22 protein-coding genes, 1 tRNA gene and 1 pseudogene are annotated in these 22,422 nt (G+C 62.6%); 16 read left to right on the forward strand and 8 right to left on the reverse strand.

Annotated elements, in window-relative coordinates:
- The first annotated feature begins 1 nt into the window (after window position 1).
- Together AB0O87_RS05055 and AB0O87_RS05060 are read left to right on the forward strand one after the other, a co-directional pair.
- On the forward strand, window positions 2–637 hold the full coding sequence (locus AB0O87_RS05055) for a GyrI-like domain-containing protein (protein WP_363512329.1): 636 nt from the start codon (window positions 2–4) through the stop codon (window positions 635–637).
- Between the two features lie 74 nt (window positions 638–711).
- Window positions 712–1,515, forward strand: coding sequence for a DUF1206 domain-containing protein (locus tag AB0O87_RS05060; RefSeq protein WP_363512330.1), 804 nt, complete (start codon window positions 712–714; stop codon window positions 1,513–1,515).
- Between the two features lie 27 nt (window positions 1,516–1,542).
- Here the strand turns inward: AB0O87_RS05060 and AB0O87_RS05065 are convergent, their stop codons facing one another.
- A complete protein-coding gene (locus tag AB0O87_RS05065; RefSeq protein ID WP_363512332.1) occupies window positions 1,543–2,190 on the reverse strand; it encodes a LysE family translocator in 648 nt (215 codons plus the stop codon).
- An 80-nt stretch (window positions 2,191–2,270) separates the two neighbouring features.
- On the opposite strand from AB0O87_RS05065, the gene AB0O87_RS05070 reads away from it, so the two are divergent.
- From AB0O87_RS05070 to AB0O87_RS05090, 5 genes are all read left to right on the forward strand, one after another.
- The gene (locus AB0O87_RS05070) at window positions 2,271–3,578 is read left to right on the forward strand and encodes a SufS family cysteine desulfurase (protein ID WP_363512334.1); all 1,308 of its coding nucleotides are present in this window, start codon (window positions 2,271–2,273) and stop codon (window positions 3,576–3,578) included.
- On the forward strand, window positions 3,575–4,009 hold the full coding sequence (sufU, locus tag AB0O87_RS05075) for a Fe-S cluster assembly sulfur transfer protein SufU (protein WP_363512336.1): 435 nt from the start codon (window positions 3,575–3,577) through the stop codon (window positions 4,007–4,009). The genes AB0O87_RS05070 and sufU overlap by 4 nt, the downstream gene beginning before the upstream one ends.
- A gap of 79 nt (window positions 4,010–4,088) precedes the next feature.
- On the forward strand, window positions 4,089–4,745 hold the full coding sequence (locus AB0O87_RS05080; protein WP_363512338.1) for a GntR family transcriptional regulator: 657 nt from the start codon (window positions 4,089–4,091) through the stop codon (window positions 4,743–4,745).
- Window positions 4,746–4,862: 117 nt separating this feature from the next.
- Window positions 4,863–5,108 carry a hypothetical protein gene (locus tag AB0O87_RS05085; protein WP_363512340.1) on the forward strand — a complete coding sequence of 82 codons (246 nt, stop codon included), beginning with the start codon at window positions 4,863–4,865 and terminating at the stop codon, window positions 5,106–5,108.
- Complete coding sequence (locus AB0O87_RS05090; RefSeq protein WP_363512342.1) at window positions 5,105–5,968, forward strand: hypothetical protein; 864 nt, start codon at window positions 5,105–5,107, stop codon at window positions 5,966–5,968. Before AB0O87_RS05085 ends, AB0O87_RS05090 begins: the two co-directional genes overlap by 4 nt.
- A gap of 19 nt (window positions 5,969–5,987) precedes the next feature.
- Here AB0O87_RS05090 and AB0O87_RS05095 read toward each other — a convergent pair whose 3' ends face one another.
- Complete coding sequence (locus AB0O87_RS05095) at window positions 5,988–6,827, reverse strand: SDR family NAD(P)-dependent oxidoreductase (RefSeq protein WP_363512344.1); 840 nt, start codon at window positions 6,825–6,827, stop codon at window positions 5,988–5,990.
- A 130-nt stretch (window positions 6,828–6,957) separates the two neighbouring features.
- On the opposite strand from AB0O87_RS05095, the gene AB0O87_RS05100 reads away from it, so the two are divergent.
- Both AB0O87_RS05100 and AB0O87_RS05105 read left to right on the forward strand, forming a co-directional pair.
- Window positions 6,958–7,542 (forward strand): asparagine synthase, encoded by a 585-nt coding sequence (locus AB0O87_RS05100; protein WP_363512346.1) that lies wholly within the window; start codon window positions 6,958–6,960, stop codon window positions 7,540–7,542.
- A 64-nt stretch (window positions 7,543–7,606) separates the two neighbouring features.
- Window positions 7,607–7,679, forward strand: a tRNA-Arg gene (locus AB0O87_RS05105).
- A gap of 73 nt (window positions 7,680–7,752) precedes the next feature.
- On the opposite strand, the pseudogene AB0O87_RS05110 reads toward AB0O87_RS05105, so the two are convergent.
- The 3 genes and pseudogenes from AB0O87_RS05110 to AB0O87_RS05120 all read right to left on the reverse strand — a co-directional run.
- Window positions 7,753–8,031 (reverse strand): annotated as a pseudogene (locus AB0O87_RS05110) (recombinase family protein); the annotation flags it as partial.
- Between the two features lie 249 nt (window positions 8,032–8,280).
- Window positions 8,281–8,661: a hypothetical protein gene (locus tag AB0O87_RS05115; RefSeq protein WP_363512348.1), complete on the reverse strand. Its 381-nt coding sequence runs from the start codon at window positions 8,659–8,661 to the stop codon at window positions 8,281–8,283.
- 346 nt (window positions 8,662–9,007) lie between these two features.
- Window positions 9,008–9,937: a LysR family transcriptional regulator gene (locus AB0O87_RS05120; RefSeq protein WP_363512350.1), complete on the reverse strand. Its 930-nt coding sequence runs from the start codon at window positions 9,935–9,937 to the stop codon at window positions 9,008–9,010.
- A 76-nt stretch (window positions 9,938–10,013) separates the two neighbouring features.
- Between AB0O87_RS05120 and AB0O87_RS05125 the strand changes: the two genes are divergently transcribed.
- Window positions 10,014–11,744, forward strand: a complete 1,731-nt coding sequence (locus AB0O87_RS05125) for an FAD-binding protein (RefSeq protein ID WP_363512352.1) — start codon at window positions 10,014–10,016, stop codon at window positions 11,742–11,744.
- Window positions 11,745–11,929: 185 nt separating this feature from the next.
- On the opposite strand, the gene AB0O87_RS05130 is transcribed toward AB0O87_RS05125, so the two are convergent.
- On the reverse strand, window positions 11,930–12,226 hold the full coding sequence (locus AB0O87_RS05130; protein WP_363512354.1) for a hypothetical protein: 297 nt from the start codon (window positions 12,224–12,226) through the stop codon (window positions 11,930–11,932).
- Between the two features lie 124 nt (window positions 12,227–12,350).
- Between AB0O87_RS05130 and AB0O87_RS05135 the strand changes: the two genes are divergently transcribed.
- Both AB0O87_RS05135 and AB0O87_RS05140 read left to right on the forward strand, forming a co-directional pair.
- The gene (locus tag AB0O87_RS05135) at window positions 12,351–13,847 is read left to right on the forward strand and encodes an L-serine ammonia-lyase, iron-sulfur-dependent, subunit alpha (RefSeq protein WP_363512356.1); all 1,497 of its coding nucleotides are present in this window, start codon (window positions 12,351–12,353) and stop codon (window positions 13,845–13,847) included.
- A gap of 20 nt (window positions 13,848–13,867) precedes the next feature.
- Entirely contained in the window at window positions 13,868–14,614 is a 747-nt protein-coding gene (locus AB0O87_RS05140) for an AAA family ATPase (protein WP_363512358.1), read from the forward strand.
- Window positions 14,615–14,677: 63 nt separating this feature from the next.
- Here AB0O87_RS05140 and AB0O87_RS05145 read toward each other — a convergent pair whose 3' ends face one another.
- Both AB0O87_RS05145 and AB0O87_RS05150 read right to left on the reverse strand, forming a co-directional pair.
- A complete protein-coding gene (locus tag AB0O87_RS05145) occupies window positions 14,678–16,279 on the reverse strand; it encodes an SPFH domain-containing protein (protein WP_363512360.1) in 1,602 nt (533 codons plus the stop codon).
- A 187-nt stretch (window positions 16,280–16,466) separates the two neighbouring features.
- On the reverse strand, window positions 16,467–16,895 hold the full coding sequence (locus AB0O87_RS05150; protein WP_363512362.1) for a MarR family transcriptional regulator: 429 nt from the start codon (window positions 16,893–16,895) through the stop codon (window positions 16,467–16,469).
- Window positions 16,896–17,347: 452 nt separating this feature from the next.
- On the opposite strand from AB0O87_RS05150, the gene AB0O87_RS05155 reads away from it, so the two are divergent.
- Genes AB0O87_RS05155 through AB0O87_RS05170 form a run of 4 tightly spaced genes read left to right on the forward strand, consistent with a single transcriptional unit; the run spans window position 17,348 to window position 22,012 of the window.
- On the forward strand, window positions 17,348–18,085 hold the full coding sequence (locus AB0O87_RS05155) for a TnsA-like heteromeric transposase endonuclease subunit (RefSeq protein ID WP_058631474.1): 738 nt from the start codon (window positions 17,348–17,350) through the stop codon (window positions 18,083–18,085).
- Window positions 18,085–20,088, forward strand: a complete 2,004-nt coding sequence (locus AB0O87_RS05160) for a Mu transposase C-terminal domain-containing protein (protein WP_082682575.1) — start codon at window positions 18,085–18,087, stop codon at window positions 20,086–20,088. Before AB0O87_RS05155 ends, AB0O87_RS05160 begins: the two co-directional genes overlap by 1 nt.
- Window positions 20,085–21,113 carry an ATP-binding protein gene (locus tag AB0O87_RS05165; RefSeq protein WP_363512365.1) on the forward strand — a complete coding sequence of 343 codons (1,029 nt, stop codon included), beginning with the start codon at window positions 20,085–20,087 and terminating at the stop codon, window positions 21,111–21,113. The genes AB0O87_RS05160 and AB0O87_RS05165 overlap by 4 nt, the downstream gene beginning before the upstream one ends.
- Complete coding sequence (locus AB0O87_RS05170) at window positions 21,110–22,012, forward strand: TniQ family protein (protein WP_363512367.1); 903 nt, start codon at window positions 21,110–21,112, stop codon at window positions 22,010–22,012. The genes AB0O87_RS05165 and AB0O87_RS05170 overlap by 4 nt, the downstream gene beginning before the upstream one ends.
- Window positions 22,013–22,422 lie beyond the last annotated feature (410 nt).

Consider the following 22,422-nt stretch of genomic DNA (forward strand, 5'->3'; position numbering starts at 1 on the left):
CATGGTGGCGGAAGACCCCAAGAAGTCACTGGAGGCCTACCGGGCAAAACGAGGCGAGTTTCAGATCATCGACGTGCCCCCATTGCAGTACCTGATGGTCGATGGTGCGGGGGATCCCAACACGTCGCCGATGTTTGCTGATGCTGTCTCCGCGTTGTTTCCGGTGGCATACACGCTGAAGTTTGCCAGTAGAGAGTCGCTCGGCATCGACACTGTGGTGATGCCGCTGGAGGGGCTCTGGCATGCTCCGGATATGGATGCGTTTACCTCGCAACGCGATAAGTCGGCGTGGCTCTGGACACTGATGATCATGGTCGGCGATCACGTCACCGCAGCGATGTGTGCGGACGCTGTGGAAGCGGTTGCCCGAAAGGCCGAAAAGAAGAAGACGCCGTTGCCCGCGTTGTCGGCTGTGCGACTTGAGACATTAGATGAGGGGCTCAGCGTGCAGACCCTTCATGTCGGTGCATTCGACGACGAGGGTCCTGTGCTCGACGATTTGCATCACCGGTTCGTCCCAGAAAACCGGCTCCGGCTCCGGGGCCTGCACCACGAGATCTACCTGAGCGACATGCGCCGCACTGCTCCAGCAAAACTGCGCACCATCCTGAGGCAGCCGGTGGCGCGCGACGCATAGACGAGAAGATCAGACGTGCTCGACGGAAATCAAGCCCCTCCTTGTCGTCTGTCCTCTGCCGATAGCCTGCACAGATGAGCACCGTCAAACATGCCGCACGCGTCGCCAAAGAGTCATCGGTGTTTCGACGAGTCGCCCGCGTCGGGTTCGTCGTTCTGGGTCTGATCCACATCATCATCGGGTCGATTGCGATCTCTATCGCCGCTGGCGCCTCGGGAGACGCCGATCAGGACGGTGCCATGGAGCAGATTCGACAGAATCCTTTCGGCGGAATCCTTCTTCTCTCCATCGCTGTAGGCCTGTTCGCGTTGGCGGTGTGGCAGGTGGCGAGCGCCTTCCTCGCCTCCGACCCAGAAGAGAAGAAAAAGTGGGGGCGCCGGATCAGGCTGTTTGGTGTGGCGCTCGCCTACCTCGTAATCGCAGGCATGGCCTTCACCTACGCCCTGGGCGGGAGCGCTGATTCGGAGGAGTCGTCGAAGACCCTCAGCGCCACCGTGCTGGCAGCACCGGGAGGGATGATCGTGCTCATCATCATCGGACTCACGGTGGCCGGTGTGGGCATCGGGTTCATCGTCGGCGGCTTCACCCGCAGCTTCGAGAAGCTTCTTGATCTGCCTTCGGGGGCGGCTGGCAAAGGCATCGTGACGCTGGGGGTCATCGGATACTTCGGCAAGGGCATCGCCGTGACCGTGACTGGCGTACTTTTCGTGGCGGCTGCGGTGACGCAAGACCCCGAAAAGGGTGCGGGACTCGACGCCGCGCTGCACAGCTTGCTCGCCCTGCCGTTCGGGCCACTACTGCTGGGAGCGGTCGGGGTGGGCCTCGCGGTCTACGGCGTGTTCTGCGTCGCTCGTTCTCGGTACGCGCGCATGTATTGAGCCGCGCATGTATTGACCAGCGTCGGGCTATGCCGTTGCGGGCTTCTCGCTCCACACCAACAGGAAAGCGCCAAGGCCGATCATCAATGCGCCACCCGTTGCGCCCATGGCCTCGATGCGCTGAGGCGAGCGTCCGAACCAATCGCGCGCCGCACTCGCCAGGAGCACCCACAACACATCGCAACTGACGCCGATCGCCACAACGATCACGCCGAGCACGAGGAGTTGCAGGGGGACGGACCCGGCTTGCAGGTCGACAAACTGCGGCAAAATCGCGACGAAGAACGCAATCGACTTGGGATTCGTGACCCCCACAACAAAGCCTTCGCCCAAAAGTCGCCATCCGGAGCGCTGCGTCTTTTCCGCAACGATCGCTTGCGCCGCGTCTTTACGATGGCGGATTGCCTGGATGCCCAGAAAGATGAGGTACCCGGCACCCAGCACCTTGACGATCGTGAACAGCACGACGGATTGCGCAATCACGGTGCCGACGCCGAGGGCGACGGCCACGACCAACAAGACGGAGCCGATCGCCGTGCCTAAGACGCTGAGAAATCCGCCCAGTCGGCCGAGAGACATCGCTCGACCGATGGTGAACAGCACGGTGGGGCCGGGGATGACCACCATCACGAACGCCGCGATCACGAATGTGAGCAGCGTGTCTGGAGCGATCATGGAACGAGCCTAGAGGTGCAGAGTCCACCAGACGCGTCAATCGGTGCCCCGCGGTGTCTCCCAGGTGGGAAACTGGAACGATGAGCGTTTCTTCTGGCGTCGACGTGATCGCCCCTCTGACTGAGCCAGAAGTGCGCCGCATCCGCGGAGACTTCCCGATTCTGGGAGCACAGGTGCAGGGGCACCCGCTCATTTACCTTGACTCAGCGGCGACCTCGCAACGCCCAATCTCCGTACTGAATACCGAACGCGACTTTGCGGCCTCTTTGAACTCCGCTGTGCACCGTGGCGCGCACACGCTGGCGGCAGAGGCGACCGAACTTTTCGAAGATGCGAGAGCCGCTGTGGCGCGCTTCGTTGGCGCGGCAGACGATGAGATCGTCTGGACCTCGAACGCAACCGAAGCGATCAACCTGGTCGCGTACTCCATGTCGAATGCTTCCCTCGGGCGTGGCGGCGCAGCGGCAGAGCGCTTCCGGCTTCGCGAGGGCGACGAGATCGTGACGACCGAGATGGAGCATCACGCCAACCTCATCCCCTGGCAGGAGCTTGCCGCTCGCACCGGAGCCACCCTGCGGGTCATTCCATTGGACGACAACGGTGCCCTCCGCCTCGATGCCGCCGCCGAGCTGATCACGGCACGCACCAAGCTGGTTGCTTTCACGCATGTTTCTAACGTGCTCGGGGTCGTCAATCCGACAGAGCACCTCGTCTCCCTTGCCCGTGAAGTCGGTGCGCTGACGCTTCTTGATGCCTGTCAGTCGGTGCCCCATCTTCCTCTCGATGTGCGTGCGCTCGACGTCGACTTCGCGGTGATTTCTGGACACAAGATGCTCGGACCCACCGGGATCGGTGCTCTTTACGGTCGGCGCGAAGTGTTGGCAGCGATGCCCCCCTTCCTCACCGGCGGTTCGATGATCACGACTGTCACGACAACAGAAGCCGAGTACCTCCCGCCACCCCAGCGCTTTGAAGCGGGCACCCAGCGGGTATCCCAGGCGATCGCGCTCGCCGCAGCCGTGGGTTATCTCACAGGGGTGGGGATGCCGCGTATCGCCGCACATGAAGCCGTGTTCGGTCGACGCCTTGTCGACGGGTTGCAGCAGATAGACGGTGTGCGCGTGCTGGGGGCCGATATCGATTTACCTCGGGTGGGGCTTGCCAGCTTCGATGTCGCCGGCATCCACTCACACGACGTGGGTCAGTTCCTCGACGACCGCGGTATCGCGGTGCGGGTGGGGCACCACTGCGCGCAGCCGCTGCACCGGCGCCTCGGTGTGACGGCATCGACCAGGGCAAGCACCTACCTGTATACAACCGAAGCAGAGGTGGACGCCGTGATCGACGGTGTCGCCGAAGCCATCAAATTTTTCCGGAGGGGGCTATGAGCGACCTGCAGAACCTTTACCAAGAGCTGATTCTGGATCACTCGCGCACACCGCACGGCTACGGGTTACGCGACGAGATCGCAGCGCAATCGCATCAGGTGAACCCCACTTGCGGCGACGAGATTACGCTGCAGGTGCACCGCGACGCCGACGGCGGTATTGAGGCGATCGCGTGGGAAGGTCACGGTTGTGCCATCTCCCAGGCATCGGCGTCTTTGTTGGCCGAGCTCGCCGAAGGGCTCTCGGTACCGGATCTTGAGGTGCGGATCTCTGCGTTCCGCGAGGCGATGCGATCGCGCGGAAAGATCGAGCCGGATGAGGATCTGCTCGGCGACGCCGCCGCCCTCGGCGGCGTCTCCAAGTATGTCGCGCGTGTGAAGTGCGCGATGCTCGCGTGGGTTGCGACAGAAGAGGCGCTCGCGCGCAGCTGAGCACGATACTGAGGTTTCCACGGTCACAGTGGGATACCAAAAAGTTGATGCGCGGTCCGCGGAGTGCGAGAATGCCAAAATGGCGGCGGCTGTAGGCACAAGCAGCGAACTCGAATCGGTCAGGGTTACGAGGATCCTTCGTGACGACATCGTGCTGGGTCGCCGCGCTCCCGGATCCCGTCTGGTGGAGCGAGACATCGCTGCCGAGCTCAGCGTCTCTCGACTTCCCGTGCGAGAGGCCATTCGCACCCTTGTGTCGGAGGGGGTGGTCGTTGCTCGGCCGCGAACGTGGGCTGTCGTGCGCGAATTCACTCGCCGGGACATCCAAGATTTTGCTGAAGTGCGCGAGGCTCTCGAGACTCTCATTTTCATATTCGCCGCGGAGCGCCACGACGAGATCGGTATCGGCCGCATGCGTCGCGCCTACGAGCGAGAGCTGGAGGCGGCGCGCGCAGACGACACCGAAGGGGCGCGGAAGGCAGCAGCGGAATTTCATGAGGTTGCTGTCGAGCTGGCGAGCAACGAGATGTTAGGCGAGCTGATCGCTGTCTTCCTCACCCGGTTGCGCTGGTTGTTTGGTCAACACGAGAATCTGCTGGCGATGGCCGACGAACATCGCATCATTCTCGAAGCGATGGCCGCGCGCGACACAGAAACGTTGCGGCGAATCGTCCCCGCGCACCTTGCCAGCGGGCAAACTGCCGCCGAGCAGCGTCTCGCCCTGCGCGGCAGCTGAGCGGTCTGCACATACCCCGGAGCGTTCCGGTTTCTGAGATCAGCCGGAAATGTTATGGCTGTATGTTTATTCCATCGAAGTTGGGTCGAAACTAGTTACGTTGTTCAGGGGAGCGAGATGCGAGGTCTTGCTGTCGCGGCTGGCGGGCTCCTGCTCTTGGGTGGGATGGCTATGGTTGTCGTCGCAGATCACGAGCGTGTGGACGGGATCGCCGCGATCGATGCAGAGATTGCGCGGCTTGAGCGTGCTCTGAGCGAATCTCGTAGCGACAACCTCGAGCTGGCAAAAGAACTCACTGCCCTGCGGTCGCTGATTGCGGAGCAAGACGCGAAGATCGCCGATACGACTGGTTTCTTGAAATGATTCGGCGGGCGGTAGCAATCACGGTCGCTGCCACCATTCTGCTTTCTGCGGGTGTAGCTTCTCGCGCCGACGCACTCGACAAGCAACGAAGCGCCGCTGTCGCAGAGCTCGCCTCTTTAGCTGCCACGTACCACGACACCACACAGCGCACCGACTATCTCGAGGGCGTGGTGGCGATGGCCGAGCAGGACACTGCCGAGCGTGCAGCGGTGCTCGCGCTGCGGAGTGCATTTCTCCACGAGATCGGGGCACTCGCTTCTGCCCTTGAAGAGGCAGAGGGCAGAATCGACACTGCCACCCACCGCGCAGCGGCGCTCGCCGCCCAAGGTGCCGTCGTGGCAGAGAAGTCCGACCCGGATACGGTGACCGCCGCGACGGCAACCGTGCATGCGCTCGCCGAGAAAGTCGACACCGAAGTCGACACCTGGCAGGCCGCGCAGAGTGTGGCTCCTGGTGGCATCGCATCGACGAGTGGGGGATCCGCTGGCTATGCGCGGGTGCGCGCCGCTCTTGATCTTGTCGGCGGTGGCGGTATCGGACTCTACGAATCGGCTTCGTGCGCAGGCGGCACTGCGCCCGCCTGTGCCAACAGCAACGGATACATCAAGTACCGCGCTGACATTGCAGGGTGGAGCACGAGCCAGTTGAACTGGGCGATGGCCCACGAACTCGCCCACATCTATCAATTTCGGGTGTGGGGCGCTCTCACATCGTCCGGTGCGTACGGCTCCCTGTTCGGCAACGATCCAGAGTCTCTTGCCAACTGCATGGCCGTCGTCCGTGGCTACCCTGGTTCGGTTGGCTGCAACGGAGAGCAGCAGGCGTGGGCTTCCGGTATCTGGGTCGGTGCAGTTCGCTAAGAGGGCGCCTGCTCGCCCGTTATGACGCCGGGGTCGTCGTGTCGATCGCTGCCCGCAATGCTCGACGCATCGCCCGCCAGTATGACGAGGGGGCGACTCGCACAAGAACGTCGATGAGGCGTGCCTCTCGTCCGACCATGGTGCGCGCCTCCCGACGCTCTGTGGCGCGCACGATGCGCGCCGCGGCATCGGCAGGTTCTGTGTGATACATCTTCGCCTGCGCGGCAGCCGCGCGTGCGGCGACGGCGGGGTCGATCGCCGCGGCAAAGCGCCCATGCAGAATGATTCCGGTCCGCACTCCCGCAGGGTAGACGGTGCCAACAGAGACGGAGGAGCCCTCAAGTTCATGCCGCAATGCCTCGGAGAAGCCGCGCACTGCAAATTTGCTCATTGCATAGGGGATGCGTCCAGCAGGAGAGGCGAGGGCGTACACGCTCGCCAGGTGGGTGATGTGTGCGGCAGGCGCCGCCCGCAGTGCGGGGAGCAGTGCTTTGGTGATCGACACGGTGCCCCACAGGTTTACGTCGGTCAGCCAGCGCATTTCTTCCATTGTGAGCTGGTCGAGATTGCCGAGCATGGAGGAACCCGCGCAGGTGATCAGGGCGTTGACCTGTGGGTGGGCTGCGCTGATCTCTGCGGCCGCCGCGAACACGGCATCGTCGTCGCGAAGATCCACGACATGGGTCGAAACGGTGACGTTGTTGAGCTCGGCGGCAATCTTTGCGAGCGACTCTGCATCATGGTCGACAAGAGCGAGGTGGGTGCCTTGCGCGGCAAGCAGGCGGGCAATATCTGCGCCCATCCCATTGGCTGCCCCGGTGATCACGGTCGTGCTGTTGGTGAGTGTGAGGCGTTTCATGGGTCTCCCGCCGGGGGCTTTCCGGCTCCGCAGGTGCGGATGTCGGAGGTGTGGGGCATGCTAATTAGGAACCATTCTGGCCGACACCGGGCCCCAGTGTTACCGGTACGCTCATGGAGAGGAGGTACCGGTGGGACGGACAGCGGATGCTATCGCTGAAGGCGTCGCGATTGCGATCGCTGCAGCGCGCCTGGCCGTGAAGAATCACATCCTCATCGGCACCATCGCTGAAGGCGGAGTCTTCGACATGGAGAAGTACATCGACGACGCCCGCGAGGCGCTTCGTGCTATGGCCGAAGAATCAGAAAACGCCGCCGATGCCGTCACCGCGTTGCGTAAACGCGCCAGGGGGCGACACTCCGATCCGGTGGGCACGCACGACTATCGCGACCGTGATGTGCGAAACCTGCGCAGGCGCGCCAAGCAGTCCACCGGCGTGGGGGCGCGCTTGCGTGAAGTCATGGAAGACCGCGAGCGTCTTGCAGAGATCGTCGAAGAGGCCAGAGATGCCGCGTGGGCCGATGTGCGCCATAACCTCGATCGCCGGCTCCGGGTCGAAGGCATGCGGCCAGACCAAGATCCCGACTACGGGCGGATGCGTGAAGCGCGAATGCAGGCGCTGCGGCTCGTAGATTTGCAGGCGCTTTCTTCGGAACAGCGCACCAAGGCGAAGCGGCAAAAGAAACAGCAGAAGACCGAGGCGAAGAGCGACTGACGCTCGGTTTCGCTTTCACGTCATGACTGCTGTAGGCTGTTCCACGGCCCGCTGAGCGGGCTGGGCGCCCGTAGCTCAATGGATAGAGCATCTGACTACGGATCAGAAGGTTAGGGGTTCGAGTCCCTTCGGGCGCACACTGTGTTGAGACAGTAAAGAAACCCCCGTCGCGCAAGCGTCGGGGGTTTCTGCTTTCTTGGCTGCTTTGGCTTAGCCGTCGACAGAGATCGCTGCTCCGACGAGCTGGGAGAGTACGTCACGGATGATGTTGTGCACCATTTGGACGAGCGAGGATGCGAGTTGCGGCCCTTTCGCCATTGCTTCGGGCAATCCGCCGGCGCTGCGGATGTGTTGAATGGTGAGGTTGGCGTGGGCGAATCCGATGCCGAGAGCCTGCAACTCCTTGAGCGTGCCGACCACACCGGTCAGTGACCTGCCCAGCCGCGACATCGGGTAGACGACGATGGTGTCGCCGGGGCGCGCGTATTCAAGAAGCTCGTGCGTACCCTAGCCTCCCCATCTCAGAATCCCGCTCGCTCGACTTCTGAGACACGTCCACCTCAGAGACGACTTCCGAGACGCTGTGCGTCGCGTGTCGCGGTGTTCGAGCCTCGGTCTCAGATGTGTGCGGAATCAGATGATTTCGCACACATCATGGTCGGGTCTATGGACGACGCATGTAATTGCTCGACACCGGTCGATATGACCGTGGGAGAGTCGGCCCTCGACGTGAAACCGTTACTCGAAGCCGCCTTCGTCTACCGGTCGCCAGCCGGAACGGATCTGCTCTGGTGTGATCCCTGGGATGAGGTCCACGTATGTGTTCGACGGGATGTTGACTGCGACGATCCGGTTGAAGTTGCTGGGAAGCGCTGAACGCAGGGCTGCGGCGAATCTGTTGTCCTGTGACTCCGTGCCGTCAGTCGAAATATGACCCTCGCCTAACTGCCGAATTGAGAATGGAGTTCCCTCTTTTGGGTCGATCGCGACTGTGTACTGAATGCTGTCCGAAGATTGCTGATAGAGCGTTGAAGTTCCCGTTCCAAAAAGCTTTTCTGCGATGGATTGCACCCGCTCCGCGTCGAGGATGGGCGACTTATCTCTCGTCAAAATCATCATGCTAGTTCGCCCCCGCTCGTGTGGACCACTCGGCACCGCTATTACCGATCAATGTTGAGAGCCTAGTGGCAAGAAAGTCGCGAGCTGCTGGGGTCGCGACGACGATATCGAGGCGGGTGAGTGGGTTCGATGGATTGAGGAGTGCACTTACTTAGCGGGTGATCTCTCGGTCGAAATCACCCAGTGCCTTGTCTAGGAGAAACTTTGGAGCCGTTCCTTCATAGATAGACGACGCGCCAGGTTTGTCGACGAACTTTGCCTCAACCGCGACCCCACCGGTCGTGTCGGGTGAACCCTCGTGCGGATGTAGTGCTTTCTTAGCTGCCTTTGACGTAGCCGTCGAGTGCTAGATCAGGCTGGTGATCGCCGGGTCGCGGCGAGCGACATCGGCTGCGGTCGCGAGGATTGTCTTGCGCATCGCTGCCACGGCAACCGCCGGCGTAACGTCTGACCGGTGCGCGAGGCTGACTGTGCGCCTCATCGTCTGGTGCGACAGTCGAATAGAGCGCAGGGTCGGGCGGTCGAGCAACACCATCGCCGGAACGATCGCGACGCCCATTCCGCGCTCCACAAACCGGAGTGCGCTCTCCATTTCGGCGCCTTCCAAGACCAAATTAGGCGTCAGATCGGCCGCGCGGAACACGGCATCCGTTATGGCTCTCAGCTCATAACTCTCATCGAAGCCGATGAGAGGGAGGAGCGCCAGCTGTTCCAGATCGAGGTGCTGGTTGGCAGACAGTGGCGGTTGGGTAGCGGCGGAGACCACCACCAGTTCTTCGGCGAGTAGCGGCGTCTGCGTCAGGCTCACACCCGCGGGCGGCAAGCCATCGGACGCGGTGATGAGGGCGATGTCGACGGCGCCGACAGCGAGTTGTTCGACAAGCAGACGGGAGCCGCCCTCGGTCAGATGAAGATCGACAGCGGGGTGCGCTCCGTGAAACGAGCTGATCGCCTCGGCGACCAGGCTGACGCACAGGGTAGGAGGAGCGCCCAGCCGCACGCGTCCGCGACGGAGTCCTGCCAGTTCACCCATCTCATCGCGGATCGCCTCGGCTTCAGCAAGCATGCGCTGTGCACGGGGGAGGAGGGTTTCGCCAGCGGCGGTGAGGGCGATGTGGCCGCGCGCCCTGTGGAACAGTTCTGCGCCAAGCTCGCGTTCGAGAGTCGAGATCTGCCGGCTCAGTGAAGGTTGCGCCAGGTGCAGGTGCTCGGAGGCGCGGGTGAAATGTTCCCACCGCGCGACCTCGACGAACCCGCGGAGTTGCTCGAGGTTCATGACCATAGCCTACCCGCATGGTTTCAAGTCGAACTATGCATTGGAGTAATTAGGATCGCCTAATTAGCGTGGCATCATGGCTACCCGCGAACGTCAGATCTCCACCACAGTCCTCGTCATCGGCACCGGCGGCTCGGGACTCAGAGCGGCTATTGAAGTAGCCGAGCACGGTGTTGACGTGCTGGCTGTGGGAAAGCGCCCACGCCAAGATGCGCACACGTCCCTCGCCGCCGGTGGGATCAATGCTGCCCTCGGCACGATGGACACCGAAGACAGTTGGCAACAGCACGCGGCCGACACGATCAAAGAAAGTTATCTGCTCGCCAACCCACACACCGTCGAGATTGTGACGCAGGGGGCGGAGCGCGGCATCCGTGATCTGGAGCGGTGGGGGATGGACTTTGCGCGGGAAGATGACGGCCGCATCTCGCAGCGATTCTTCGGCGCCCACACGTTCCGTCGCACGGCATTCTCCGGCGATTACACCGGACTCGAAATTCAGCGCACCCTGGTTCGCAAAGCCGAACAGCTCGAGGTCCCCATTCTCGATCATGTGTACATCACGCGCCTGCTCGTGCGCGACAACGTGATCTTCGGGGCCTACGGTTTTGACCAGGCTGACGGCACTCGCTATCTGATCCACGCGGACTCAGTGATTCTGGCCGCCGGCGGGCACAACCGCATCTGGCGTCGCACGTCGTCGCGGCGTGATGAGAACACCGGTGACTCCTTCCGTCTTGCTGTCGACGCAGGTGCACGATTGCGCGACCCGGAGCTGGTGCAATTCCACCCCTCCGGCATCATCGAGCCAGAAAATGCCGCAGGGACGCTGATCTCCGAGGCCGCCCGCGGCGAAGGCGGCGTCTTGCGCAACGCTCTCGGTGAGCGGTTTATGGCGAACTACGACCCGGAACGCATGGAGCTGTCGACTCGCGATCGGGTCGCGCTCGCCGCCTACACCGAGATTAAAGAGGGGCGCGGCACCGAGAACGGCGGTGTGTGGCTCGATGTATCCCACCTGCCGCGCGAGACGATTATGAGTCGTCTGCCCCGGGTGTACCAGACGATGATGGAGCTGCAGATGCTCGACATCACCGCGCAACCGATCGAGATCGCACCAACAGCGCACTATTCGATGGGCGGCGTGTGGGTGCGTCCGGACGACCATCAGACCGACGTCGAAGGGCTGTATGCGATTGGCGAGGCCGCCAGTGGGCTGCACGGCGCGAACCGCCTCGGTGGCAACTCTCTGATCGAGCTTTTGGTCTACGGCCGGATCGTCGGTCAAGCCGCGATGGCGCATGCGGCTGGGCGAGAAGCGCAACATCGCTCGGCCGACGCGGTGGCGCAGGCACGAGCCGAGATCTCCGACCTGCTCTCGGCAGATGGTCGCGAGAACGTGCGGGCATTGCAACGCGCGATCCGCAATCTTATGACGGAGTATGCGGGCGTCGTGCGGTCAGAGGAAGGGCTACTGGCGGGTCTCGCTGACCTCGACATGATCGAGGGGCGGATGGAAGATGTCGGGATCCACCCCGATATTGCTGGCTTCCAGGACCTCGCCCACGCGTTTGATCTGAAGGCATCTGCGCTGGCGGCCAGGGCCACCCTTGAGGCGGCGCTCGAGCGGCAGGAAAGCCGTGGATGCCACAACCGCAGCGACTTTCCCTACACAGACCCGACCCTGCAGGTGAACCTCGTCTGGTCTCCCACCACAGGAGTCACGCGCGAGTCGATCCCGCCGATCTCTCCCGAGATCGCCGACCTCATCCGCGAGGTCGACCCCGCCGGCAAGCTCCTGGAATAGCCCCGCGCCCCCACCACCCCCTTGCTCCCGTCCCCACCCCACCCCCACCTTGCTCCCGTCGCACTTTCTGTCGCCCAAACGCCGTTTGGGCGACAGAAAGTGCGACGGGAGCGGGCTGAGTGGTGGGCGCCTGAGCTAGCTGAGGGCGGAGCGGGCTGAGGGCGGGAGCTAGTCGAGGGAGAGGGCTAGTCGGCGGGAGGGGCTTCGGCGTCGACGACTCCGATGCCGACGGCCTCATGGTCGGGCTCTGGTTCGTTGCGACTGGGCGCCTTGGGCTCCTCGCCCGGAGCTTTCTCGGTGCTGGGTTCCTCCAGCTCCTCGGTGCTGGGCACTTCATCTGAGTCTGCTTCTTCGGCGGACTCAGCCTCAGTCGGCGTCTTCACCTCCCCCTCCTCCGCATCGGATGAAGGAGTAGGGGTCGGCGTCTGGGCCTCGGGGGAGAGCTCTTCGGCGGGGTCAGATTCTGGGGTGTTGTTGGTCATCACATTCCCTTCCGCGATTAGTTCCGTTCAGAATGCCCCCTTCAATGGCTCTAATGAAGGGGCTTGACGAGAGCGGTGACACGCAGAAGGAACAGATTCCGACAATCCGGCGTAGCCTGACGAGGTGACAGCGTACGTCTCTGCCTTTGACCTTTTCTCCATTGGAGTGGGGCCTTCGAGCTCTCATACCGTCGGACCGATGTGGGCGGCGCTCGACTTCGCCCGCAGGATGAGCGCAAGCGGCTCGCTCACCCTCGTCTCACGGGTGGGATGCACGCTTTATGGATCGCTTGGAGCGACCGGCATCGGACACGGCACGCCTGATGCTGTTGTCGCAGGCCTGCGCGGGCTCTCGCCTGAAACCTGCGATCCTTCCGATGTGCGGTTGGCGTGGACGAACTTCCCCGCGGGCGACACCCTGCAGCTCAACGGGGAACACGGCGTTGCGTTCTCGAAGGAAGACATCGCTTTCGCCCCGCGCACGCGTTTGCCAGGGCATCCGAACGCGATGACTCTCACGGGTTGGGCAGAAGACGGCACGGTCGTCGACGAGCACACGTACTACTCAGTGGGTGGAGGCTTCATCCGCAGAGACGGCGAAGACGCGAAGCTCTCGACCTCTGACTTCCCCTATTCATACGCCGATGCCGCGTCTCTTATCTCGCTGTGTGATGAGAACGGGCTGTCGATAGCCGAGATTGCACGGCTGAACGAAACGTCGGTGCGCAGCGAAGAAGACGTCGCCGCTGGCCTCGATGCGATCTGGGATGCGATGGCCGCGTGCGTGAATGCGGGGCTGCACTCGGAAGGAACGCTCCCCGGCATTTTGAAAGTGAAGCGCCGCGCTGGCGTGATCCGTCGGCAACTGGAAGAAACCGAGGCGGAGGGGCATCGTGAACTTCCCGGTGAGTGGCTGGGGGCTTTCGCGCTGGCAGTCAACGAAGAAAACGCGGCGGGTGGCCGAGTCGTCACCGCTCCCACAAACGGTGCAGCCGGAATTCTCCCCGCTGTCGCGATGTATTGGTGGCGCTTTCTCGCCGACTCTGGCCTCGGAGCCGGCAACGCGGTTACCCCGCATGGCGAGCTGGTCGGTAGTGCTCTTCTCGGCTTCGAGCAGGGCGCCAGGGCGTTGGAAGCGGGTAGCGACCTCGACGAAGAACAGACGGCGGAAGCGAATCGGCGTCGCGGAATCCGCCGGTTCTTGCTGACAGCAACGGCGCTTGGTTCGCTCTTCAAAGCCAACGCCTCAATCTCCGGCGCCGAAGGCGGATGCCAGGCCGAAGTCGGATCCGCGTGTGCGATGGCGGCTGGGGGCCTCACCGCGGTGATGGGCGGCACCAATCGACAGATCGAGAACGCCGCCGAAATCGCGATGGAACACCACCTCGGGCTCACGTGTGACCCGATCGGCGGGCTCGTGCAGATCCCGTGCATTGAAAGAAACGCCATCGCGGCATCGACCGCCGTCACCGCTGCGCGCCTGGCGCTGCGCGGAGATGGCAACCACTACGTTTCCCTCGACGCGGTCGTTGAGACCATGCGGCAGACGGGACTCGATATGTCGACGAAGTACAAAGAGACCAGCGAGGGTGGTCTCGCGGTCAACGTCATCGAGTGCTGAGCATCGGCGAGGATGGACCGATGGAGTCGATCTGGGAGCCGAGTTCGCGTCGACGACGGCAGCAGCCCGTCGTAGCGGTGCGTCCGAGTATCGACGCTCCCACTCCGAGTACTCAGTGGCCCACGAACATTCCCGCTGTCGCCCAACTGCTGAGGGAAGGGATCGATCTCGATCCAGGCGTGACGTTCCTTGTTGGTGAGAACGGAAGCGGTAAATCCACTCTGGTCGAGGGCATCGCGATCGCCTATGGACTTTCTCCTGAGGGTGGTTCTCGTCACGCGCGCCACACCACACGTGCCACGGAGTCGCCGTTGTCAGACTGGTTGCAGCTGCAACGCGGCGTGGGGGCGAACCGTTGGGGTTTCTTTCTGCGCGCAGAAACGATGCACTCGTTCTACACCTATCTTGAGTCGACAGGTGGGGGCGATGTTTCGTTCCACGAGATGAGTCACGGGGAGTCTTTTCTCGCATTGCTTCAGAGTCGATTCGACGACCCGGGGTTTTACTGCCTCGACGAGCCGGAAGCCGCACTTTCGTTCGACTCCACACTCGCGCTTATCGCTGTGCTGCGCAGAGTCGCGGATGAGGGCGGCCAGGTTCTCTGCGCCACCCACTCTCCGGTCCTGGCCGCACTGCCTGGCGCGAAGATCCTCGAAGTGGGGGAGTGGGGCCTGCGTAGGGCAGAGTGGCAGGACCTGGAGATCGTGAACCACTGGAGTTCATTCCTTCGGCATCCTGATCGATACTTGCGCCACCTGCTCGACTGACACCGCAACAAAACAGCGGATGCCGCGACCGAATCGGCCGCGGCATCCGCTGTATCTGGGTGACTACTCTGCTGCCGGATCCGCAGCTGCAGGCGGCGGTGTAGCCGGTGCGGCTGCGGCGGGAGCTGGAGCGGCGGCAGCCGAGGCTTCCGCGACTCCTGCACCAAAGCCGCGACCGACGGCCTGGCCTTGAATGATGCCCGCAAGGTCGAGGCCAGTGGCCGAGTGCACACTGTCGAATACCGATGCCAGCGCCTTGGCGCTGTCGGCGCCGACGACCTGGGAAGCGCCATCGTCGCCCGAGCCGCCAATGATCGAGACGTTGCCGATCGCGGCGTACCCCTTGGAGAACTCGGCCATGATCGACGGCAGAACCTCCAGCACACGCTGCGACAGGAAGGCATCTTGGTTGGAGGCAATGGCCTTGGCTTCTGCTTCGAGCGAGGCGGCGCGAGCGTCACCTTCGGCACGGATCGCGTCGGCCTCTGCATTGGCTCGAAGGCGACGAGCCTCTGCCTCTGCCTCTGCCTGCGCACGCAAAGCGTTTGCCTCACCCGTCGCCTTCGCGATTGCGGCTTCTGCCTCACCGTTGGCGCGAGCCTTATCGGCCTGCGCCTGCTGTTCGGCGATGCGGGTGCGGGCCTCGGCCTGCTTGACCTGCTCGATGGCGGCGGCTTCTGCTGAACGCTCACGCGTGTACAGCTCAGCCTGCGCCCGGGTCTCTGCTTCGTAGCGTTGCGCGTCGGCAACGCGCTTCACGTCGGCGTCGAGCTGAGCCTGCTTGTTCTCGGCCAGCTGATGCAGAACGCCCTGCTCTGCCTGTGCGCGGGCCAAAGCCTCGGCCTGCTCGGCTTCAGCGCGAGCCCGACCAATTCCGGAGTCCGAGTTAGCCGTGTTGGTGTCGAGCGCGGTCTGCTCGATCAGGTTGGCTTCCTTGTTGGCGATGTTCTTCTGGTTAATCGCACGGTCAGCGTTCGTCTGCGAAATCTCTGCGGACTGACGCTTTGCCTGGATTTCGGGAGCACCAAGCGACTGGATGTAGCCCACCGCATCGGTGATGCCCTTGATCTGGAACGAGTCAAGGATCAGACCCTGTTCGGCCAGCTCTTGCGAAACTTCGGCGGCAATCTGGTCGGAGAACTTCTTGCGCTCGCGCATCAGCTCGACAACCGAGAGCGTCGCGACGATACCTCGCAGGGCACCTTCAAGCTGCTCGGTGGTGAACTGCTCGATGGCGGCGTCTTGCGATGCGAAACGCTCCGCGGCACGGCGCACCAAGATCGGGTCTGAGCCGATCTTTACGATGGCGACTCCGTCGACGTTCAGCGTGACGCTGTCGAGCGACTGTGCTTCGGCGTTGAGGGTCACTTGGCGTGAGCGCAGCGAGATGATCTCGTGGCGTTGCGTGATCGGGTTGACGAGCGACTTGCCGTTCACGATGACTGTAACGGGCGACTCCGACATTTCGGATGTGCTCGATCCGTCAGCCGAAATGACTGCGCGTTGCACCTTCTGCTTGCGCCCTGAGATGACGAGGGCCTCGTCGGCTCGAGCGACCTTGATCCAACTGCGTGCGAAGAGCAACAGGATCAGCAAGACGACAATGGCGATGACGACGCCGATGCCGATGATGACGAGGATGCCGACGATTCCGGCAAGCTCCATGGGTGACCTCCCTGGTTCCCCCCGAGGGGGCGGTCTGAAGTGCCTGCAAAAGCGCAGGCGTGTGGGTCTACCCTGTCAGATTTATTCGGCTCGTGGTCGGTTCAGGGAGGAGATTTTGGACTCGGGAGGAGAACTTGTTCTCAGCCCTCCTCCATAAGGGGAGAACTCCTCCGAACGAGAGGGGGAGCTAGCGCGCGCGAAGCTTCTCTGCGAGATCGAGCAGGGTCTGCAGCTCATCGTCAGTGAGGCGCGACATACGCTCAGCGATCGAGCGCCCGTGCACCGTGGCGATGGAGCGGAAGATGCGTGCACCGCTCTCGGTGGCACTGATCAGCGCACCTCGGCCATCGTCGGGGTCTGCACATTTGGTAACCAGCCCGCGAGTGACCATGCGGTCGACCAACCGCGAGACGCTGGGCTGGCTGATCAACATATTCCCCGTGACATCGCGCAAACGCGAAGTCATCTCGGGGGAGCGGGTGACGGTGAGAAGAACGTCGTACTCCGCTTGCGAGAGTTCGCTCTCTTCGAAGTCGGCTGACATCTCGGCGAACAACTCGTGCTGCGCACGGAAGAGAGACTCCCAGGCCTCCAGCGCGAGTTTGCGATCGGTCATCCTCACAGAATAGTGGGAACAGTAAAGGGCCGGTCGGAGAGGCTCCCGACCGGCCCTTGCCCCTTGCACCAAGAGTGTCCTGCAATCACATGCGGTGGATGCCACAGCAAACATTCACCGTGTGATCACTGTATAACGGCGAGGTAACGAATGCAACGGTTTGGTCACGGAAATTTTCGCGACGGACACGAACTGTCCTGTCCGATCTCACGAAAAGTGTCGGAGTCTCACGAAGGCTGTCGGAGAGTCTCACGAAAGTGTCGGAGTCTCACTAGACGTGTCGGAAGAGCGGCGTGTCGACCAGCCTCGTTGGGTGCCGGACATAGTCTGCCCGTGAGCAGATCCCCAGTTGGGGCATCTTTGTCAGGGCTCAGGACATAGGCCAGTACCGCTCCCCGGGAGAGAGGCTGACTGCCGAATAGGAAGTATCCGTCGATGTCGATTGGATCCCTATGGACCTGACTCAGCAGTGGCCTGTTCCTCCCACCACTGAAGCGAACCGGACGCGAGCTCGCGTTGAGTACCGTCTCGATGGCGTGCAATTAGAACTTGACGCCGTCGACTGCGACAGCGTGCCCTTCGAACGAGGCGATCCCGTTCGGAACTTTCCCAGTTGGCGGCTCAAGCGGCATTACGACGGCTACCACTGGATGGGAGCGCTTGGCGCGTCTGTCGGATTCGAGTCGCTGACGGAGCGGGGCTGCCTCATCGAATTGGACCGCACCCCGGGCGTGGTTGCGATCGCCAGCCAGCCCATGTGGATCCGATGGACCACGCCCGACGGCCCGCGCGAGCACTGCCCGGACTACTTCGTGCGTCTGGACGACGGGCACGCCGTGCTGATGGACGTCAAGCCGGCGACTCAGATCAAGGACGACGTCAGAAGACAGTTCGACATGACAGCGGTGTTCGCCGCTGAGCGCGGCTGGCGGTATGTCGTCTATGACGCGGAATCGGTAGTCCGCGAGGCCAACCTCCGATTCCTGGGCCCGTTCCGAGACTGGGCGAGCAGCGAAGAACTGCCAATGCTCCCAGAAGATGGGCTACCCCTGGCTGAGGTAGCTGCGCTGCTCGGTGTCGGATCCGAGGGCTTCGCACACTGCTACGCGCACCTCTGGTCAGGGGCGCTCGAGGCAGATCTCGATCAAGCCCTCAACATCAGAACGATCGTGTGGCAAAGGAGCGTGTGATGCGCGTTGTAGTTGGCGGGTCGCTCACGTGGCGTCAACGCAAGTTCTCGGTCTTGTTTATTGAGAAGGATTCGGCGATGCTCCGAGATGAGGACGGAAGTGAGGTCGAAGTCGCTCTCGACGAGCTTCGACATGATGCAACACCGGTGCCTAGCGACACTTCAGGTCTGCTGAACCTTTCTCTGCAGGTGCAGGACATCACGCCGGACATGGATCCGTGGCTGCAATCGTGCATACGCATCGAGGCGACCCGAGAAGAGATCGGGGTCGGGAAGGCTGTTGAAGCAGAGCGCGAGTGGCTGGAGGTGCGCCTAAGTAGAACTGTCTCCACGCGCGCCGTGGAGCGTCGGCTTAAAGCGTTCCGAGAGCAGGGGACGACCACTGCAGGCAAAGGCTCCCCACGCAAGAGCACATGGGATCCACGCCTCGTCGAGGCCATCAACCACGTACTCGGAGGAAAGAGCCGCGCCTCGACTGTGAGTCGAACTACAGCGATCGAACAAATCATGAGGCGCGTCGAACGTCTCCACGGCGATGCGGTGAAGCTGCCGAGCCGAGCGACGTTCTTCCGACTTCTCGAAGCAGACGAGCACGGGCAATTCACCTTCGGTTCGGCCAAGACTCGCGAGTCGCTTGCGCTTCAACCCGACGGCACATTCGGCACTCGCACCGCACTGCGTCCCGGCGAACTGGTCGAGATGGACTCCACGCGGATCGATGTCATGTTGCGGATCGATGACGAAACCGTCGGCCGGCCCGAACTGACGATTCTCCTTGACGTCGCAACTCGCTCGATTCTTGCCGCGATGCTGCGCCCCGAAGGGACGAAGAGCGTCGACCTGGTGGCTGTCCTTGCACGGGCCCTGGTGCCCTATGGCCGGCGTATGGAAGGGGTTCGCGAGACCCGACAGCTGATTTCGACGGCATGGGCTGACGATCAACTGATCGATCAGGAGCGATTTGAGCGATTGCGTCTCGCGCAGCCGTATGTGTTTCCCGACACGATCACCACCGACCGCGGACGAAACTATTTGTCGCGGCATTTCCGCGCTGCGTGTGAAACCTTGAATATCTCGCTGATCACCTCGGCGCCGCACACACCAACGGACAAACCGCACGTAGAGCGAGCGTTCGGGGCAATCAACTCAATGCTGCTGCAGCACGTGAAGGGATATGTCGGCCGCAGCGTCGAACATCGCGGTCGCGACACAGACACGGAATCCGACGAATTACTGACGATCGCACAGGCCCAGGAGCTCCTAGAGGACTGGATCGCGGTCGAGTGGCAGAATCGTCCGCATGACGGACTGCGGGACCCGTTGCATCCGCGTATCAAGTTGTCGCCGAACGAGATGTGTCGCGCGTTCCGTGCTTACGTGCCCGAACTCCACGTACCGCTGACGCGAGACGACTACATCGCGCTGCTACCTGTGGACTACCGAGTTCTGAACCGCTACGGCGTGCGCATCGATAACCGCGTCTACAACTCCGAGCGGCTCAAAGGCCTGTGGAGGCGCAAGTCTCCTGACAAAGCGCGGAACGGCCGATGGCCGATCCGCGTAGACCCCTACAATCTGCACGTCGTCTGGCTCGAGCGGGACGGCGAGTTCATCCCTCTGAGATGGTCCAATCAGGTCCATGAACTCCCGATGCTGGGTGATGTCTGGCGGTACGCCCGCACGTCGCGCTCCGGTGATGTCGCTGAGCTCGATGCTGAACGTCGCGAGCTTGCGATGGCGATCAAGGCGTTCGCCGGTCAAGGGAATCCAGCCCCTCGAAGCAACGGTCAGAAGCGAAGCGGGCGAGAGCGCGCTCGATTGGCAGCGATCGCTGAAGATCCGATGAACTTCACCAGTGTGAAGAGCATCGAGGACGAGAAACGACCTGCTGACGGTGACAACTCGTCCATCGAGACCACCTCTACCGAGGAATGGCCTAACAGCGGTGGCTTCCCTCTCATCGGAGACAGGCTCGACGAGGTGCGGCGGAGGATCGACGAATGATCGAGATCGCGACCAAGGAAGGCTGGCGCGAGCACGTTGACACCGCGTATGAGCGCCCGGCGCCGGTCACATCCGAGGAGCTTCGGGCCATGAGCTTCGGGGACCGCGCGTTATACAACCAGGGACGAGCTCAATACTCGCAGGCAGGCGCCTTCGTGCGGACACCGCAGTTCGAAGCCTTCCAGCGAGCCGTTCGGGATCGCGTCATACTCAACGCCTACCGACGAGTCGGGAAGCTAGGCCTGATCCTCTCGGGGGAGCCAGGCCAGGGCAAGACCACTTCGCTAGTCGAGATCGGTAGAGCACACGAACGCAGGCGGCGAGACACCGGCCACCCGGCTGCGGGGCCGGGCATGCTCCCAGTCGTGTATGTCGCGGTACCCGCCCAGTGCTCAGCCAAAGCTCTGATGCATGAGTTCGCCCGATTCCTTGGTCTCCCGGTTCTCGGCAGGATGACCTACGGGGACCTGCTGGAAGCGGTCTCGAACGCCCTGCGCAGATGCTCCACCGAACTCGTCTTGGTCGATGACGTGCATCACCTCGATCTGAAGTACCGGCAGAACGTCGAGGCATCCGACATGCTCAAGCAGCTTTCTGAGCGATGTGGAGGCACGTTCGTCTACGCCGGAATCGCAGTTGAGGGGACCGGACTTCTCGACGGCTCACGTGGTGGGCAGATCGGGAAGCGATTCGAAGTGCACGTGGCCTTACCATTTCCTTTGATCTCGACCGCGGAGAAGGCTCGCTGGGGTGATCTGCTTCTCGCCATGGAGAGCTCACTGTGTCTAGCAGAGCAACGGCCAGGATCGATTCTGTCCGCGGCGCCGACACTGCACGCGCTGACGGGCGGGGAGATCGGACTGCTCAAGGACCTCTTGCAGTTCGCTGCCCTGAGCGCGATGGACGACGGAACCGAGAAGCTCGATGCGGCCGCATTCGAACGCGACCTTGCCCGCCGTCAGACGGCCGCAACGCTCCACACAAGCAAGCCGCGACGATCGCGAACGCCTGCGAGTGCGGCATGACCTCGCGTCTCGGGCTTCCGATTTCCGTTCGCCTGTATCCGGGGGAAACGGCGGCGAGCTACTGGGCGCGGCTTTGCGCCGCAAATGCAATCGGCGAAAAGGACCTCTGGTTGGCGTTGCGACGCGAGGATCGAACCCTCCCAATTCGGGTGACACCGAGAAGCGCCCTCTGGAAGATCGAGGCGTTAGGTGGGCTTCCGGATGGTGCATTGTTCCGCGAAGCCGGCGGTCGCGCCTGTGGACATGGTGGCGCCACGCGTCAAGTCGAATGCCCGAGTTGTCGCATGATTCCGGCAGCTGTGGCTCTCTGCAGACGGTGCGCCGGAGGCGATCAGGTCACAGTCGCGCGTATGCACGGTCCGGTCTGCGTGCGACACCGGAGGTGGCACGGAAGCGGTCGAGATATTCCCCTGCCGGGGAGGCACAAGCACCTGCTCGCGCAACGCCTGCTGAATGGAACTCTCACTCTTCGAGGTGTGCCGTATCGGTCACCCGAAGTTGATGCGGCCGCGGAGTTGCTGCGACTGCGAAATCTCGAAGGTGGGTGCGCAGCTGAACTTCTGGATGACGAGATTCCTCAATTTCCGCGGCGAATCGCGCTCACTGCGCGGCTCACTGACGCTCGTCTCGCGAACGTTCTGATGTCGCAGGGTCTCGGTGGGTACGCACTGGCAATGCTGTTCGATCGCGTAGTCGCCGCGCACTCTCTAGGGCATCGCGCCGTGGACGGCATCTTCGACAGCCTGAGGATTCAGGGACGGGAACTCTGGATCGGCAGGTCCGCGGTCGCTACGCAAGGCGGCTGCGTGCTTACGCCCGCTGCCAGGCGCATGCTTCCGAGGGTCAAGGCGATCAGGGCGCATGTGCTGAACCATCGTGTGGAACTGAGGTCGAGGTAGGCATGCGAACTTTTCCCTGTCGTGTGATTCCGCTGCCCGGGGAGACGCCTACCGGTTTCCTAGCTAGGTTGGCCGTCGCCAACTCGCTCGATCTCAGCGCGCTCACCCACTATTTGGAGCGGACGGTTGGTGCCAACAGGTCGAGCTCGACCAACGCTCGATTCACATCTGCGACTGAGGCAATCGGTGCGCTGCCTCCCGGATACTTCGCCAAGGAGCGCGCACGCTTCCGTCTGTATCGGCGCTGCCACCACGTTCGGTGGATGCTTCGACGCTGCGCCACGTGCGAAGTTGTTGATCGCGCTCGCTCCGCGTGCTTGGTATGCAGCGACGGAAACCCGACTGAGGTGTTCAGTAGGGGAGGTGGGTTTTGCATTCGCCACCGTCGATGGCACTTCCTCGGTGAAGAT

Origin of the sequence: Microbacterium sp. NPDC076768 (genome assembly GCF_040687205.1) — a bacterium.
GTDB lineage: Bacteria > Actinomycetota > Actinomycetes > Actinomycetales > Microbacteriaceae > Microbacterium.

Bases quoted from the DNA above. Each gene is read 5' to 3' on its own strand.
- AB0O87_RS05055 (WP_363512329.1), top strand. From the start codon at position 2: ATGGTGGCGGAAGACCCCAAGAAGTCACTGGAGGCCTACCGGGCAAAA.
- AB0O87_RS05060 (WP_363512330.1), top strand. From the start codon at position 712: ATGAGCACCGTCAAACATGCCGCACGCGTCGCCAAAGAGTCATCGGTG.
- AB0O87_RS05065 (WP_363512332.1), bottom strand. From the start codon at position 2,190: ATGATCGCTCCAGACACGCTGCTCACATTCGTGATCGCGGCGTTCGTG.
- AB0O87_RS05070 (WP_363512334.1), top strand. From the start codon at position 2,271: ATGAGCGTTTCTTCTGGCGTCGACGTGATCGCCCCTCTGACTGAGCCA.
- sufU (WP_363512336.1), top strand. From the start codon at position 3,575: ATGAGCGACCTGCAGAACCTTTACCAAGAGCTGATTCTGGATCACTCG.
- AB0O87_RS05080 (WP_363512338.1), top strand. From the start codon at position 4,089: ATGGCGGCGGCTGTAGGCACAAGCAGCGAACTCGAATCGGTCAGGGTT.
- AB0O87_RS05085 (WP_363512340.1), top strand. From the start codon at position 4,863: ATGCGAGGTCTTGCTGTCGCGGCTGGCGGGCTCCTGCTCTTGGGTGGG.
- AB0O87_RS05090 (WP_363512342.1), top strand. From the start codon at position 5,105: ATGATTCGGCGGGCGGTAGCAATCACGGTCGCTGCCACCATTCTGCTT.
- AB0O87_RS05095 (WP_363512344.1), bottom strand. From the start codon at position 6,827: ATGAAACGCCTCACACTCACCAACAGCACGACCGTGATCACCGGGGCA.
- AB0O87_RS05115 (WP_363512348.1), bottom strand. From the start codon at position 8,661: ATGATGATTTTGACGAGAGATAAGTCGCCCATCCTCGACGCGGAGCGG.
- AB0O87_RS05120 (WP_363512350.1), bottom strand. From the start codon at position 9,937: ATGAACCTCGAGCAACTCCGCGGGTTCGTCGAGGTCGCGCGGTGGGAA.
- AB0O87_RS05125 (WP_363512352.1), top strand. From the start codon at position 10,014: ATGGCTACCCGCGAACGTCAGATCTCCACCACAGTCCTCGTCATCGGC.
- AB0O87_RS05130 (WP_363512354.1), bottom strand. From the start codon at position 12,226: ATGACCAACAACACCCCAGAATCTGACCCCGCCGAAGAGCTCTCCCCC.
- AB0O87_RS05140 (WP_363512358.1), top strand. From the start codon at position 13,868: ATGGAGTCGATCTGGGAGCCGAGTTCGCGTCGACGACGGCAGCAGCCC.
- AB0O87_RS05145 (WP_363512360.1), bottom strand. From the start codon at position 16,279: ATGGAGCTTGCCGGAATCGTCGGCATCCTCGTCATCATCGGCATCGGC.
- AB0O87_RS05150 (WP_363512362.1), bottom strand. From the start codon at position 16,895: ATGACCGATCGCAAACTCGCGCTGGAGGCCTGGGAGTCTCTCTTCCGT.
- AB0O87_RS05155 (WP_058631474.1), top strand. From the start codon at position 17,348: ATGGACCTGACTCAGCAGTGGCCTGTTCCTCCCACCACTGAAGCGAAC.
- AB0O87_RS05160 (WP_082682575.1), top strand. From the start codon at position 18,085: ATGCGCGTTGTAGTTGGCGGGTCGCTCACGTGGCGTCAACGCAAGTTC.
- AB0O87_RS05165 (WP_363512365.1), top strand. From the start codon at position 20,085: ATGATCGAGATCGCGACCAAGGAAGGCTGGCGCGAGCACGTTGACACC.
- AB0O87_RS05170 (WP_363512367.1), top strand. From the start codon at position 21,110: ATGACCTCGCGTCTCGGGCTTCCGATTTCCGTTCGCCTGTATCCGGGG.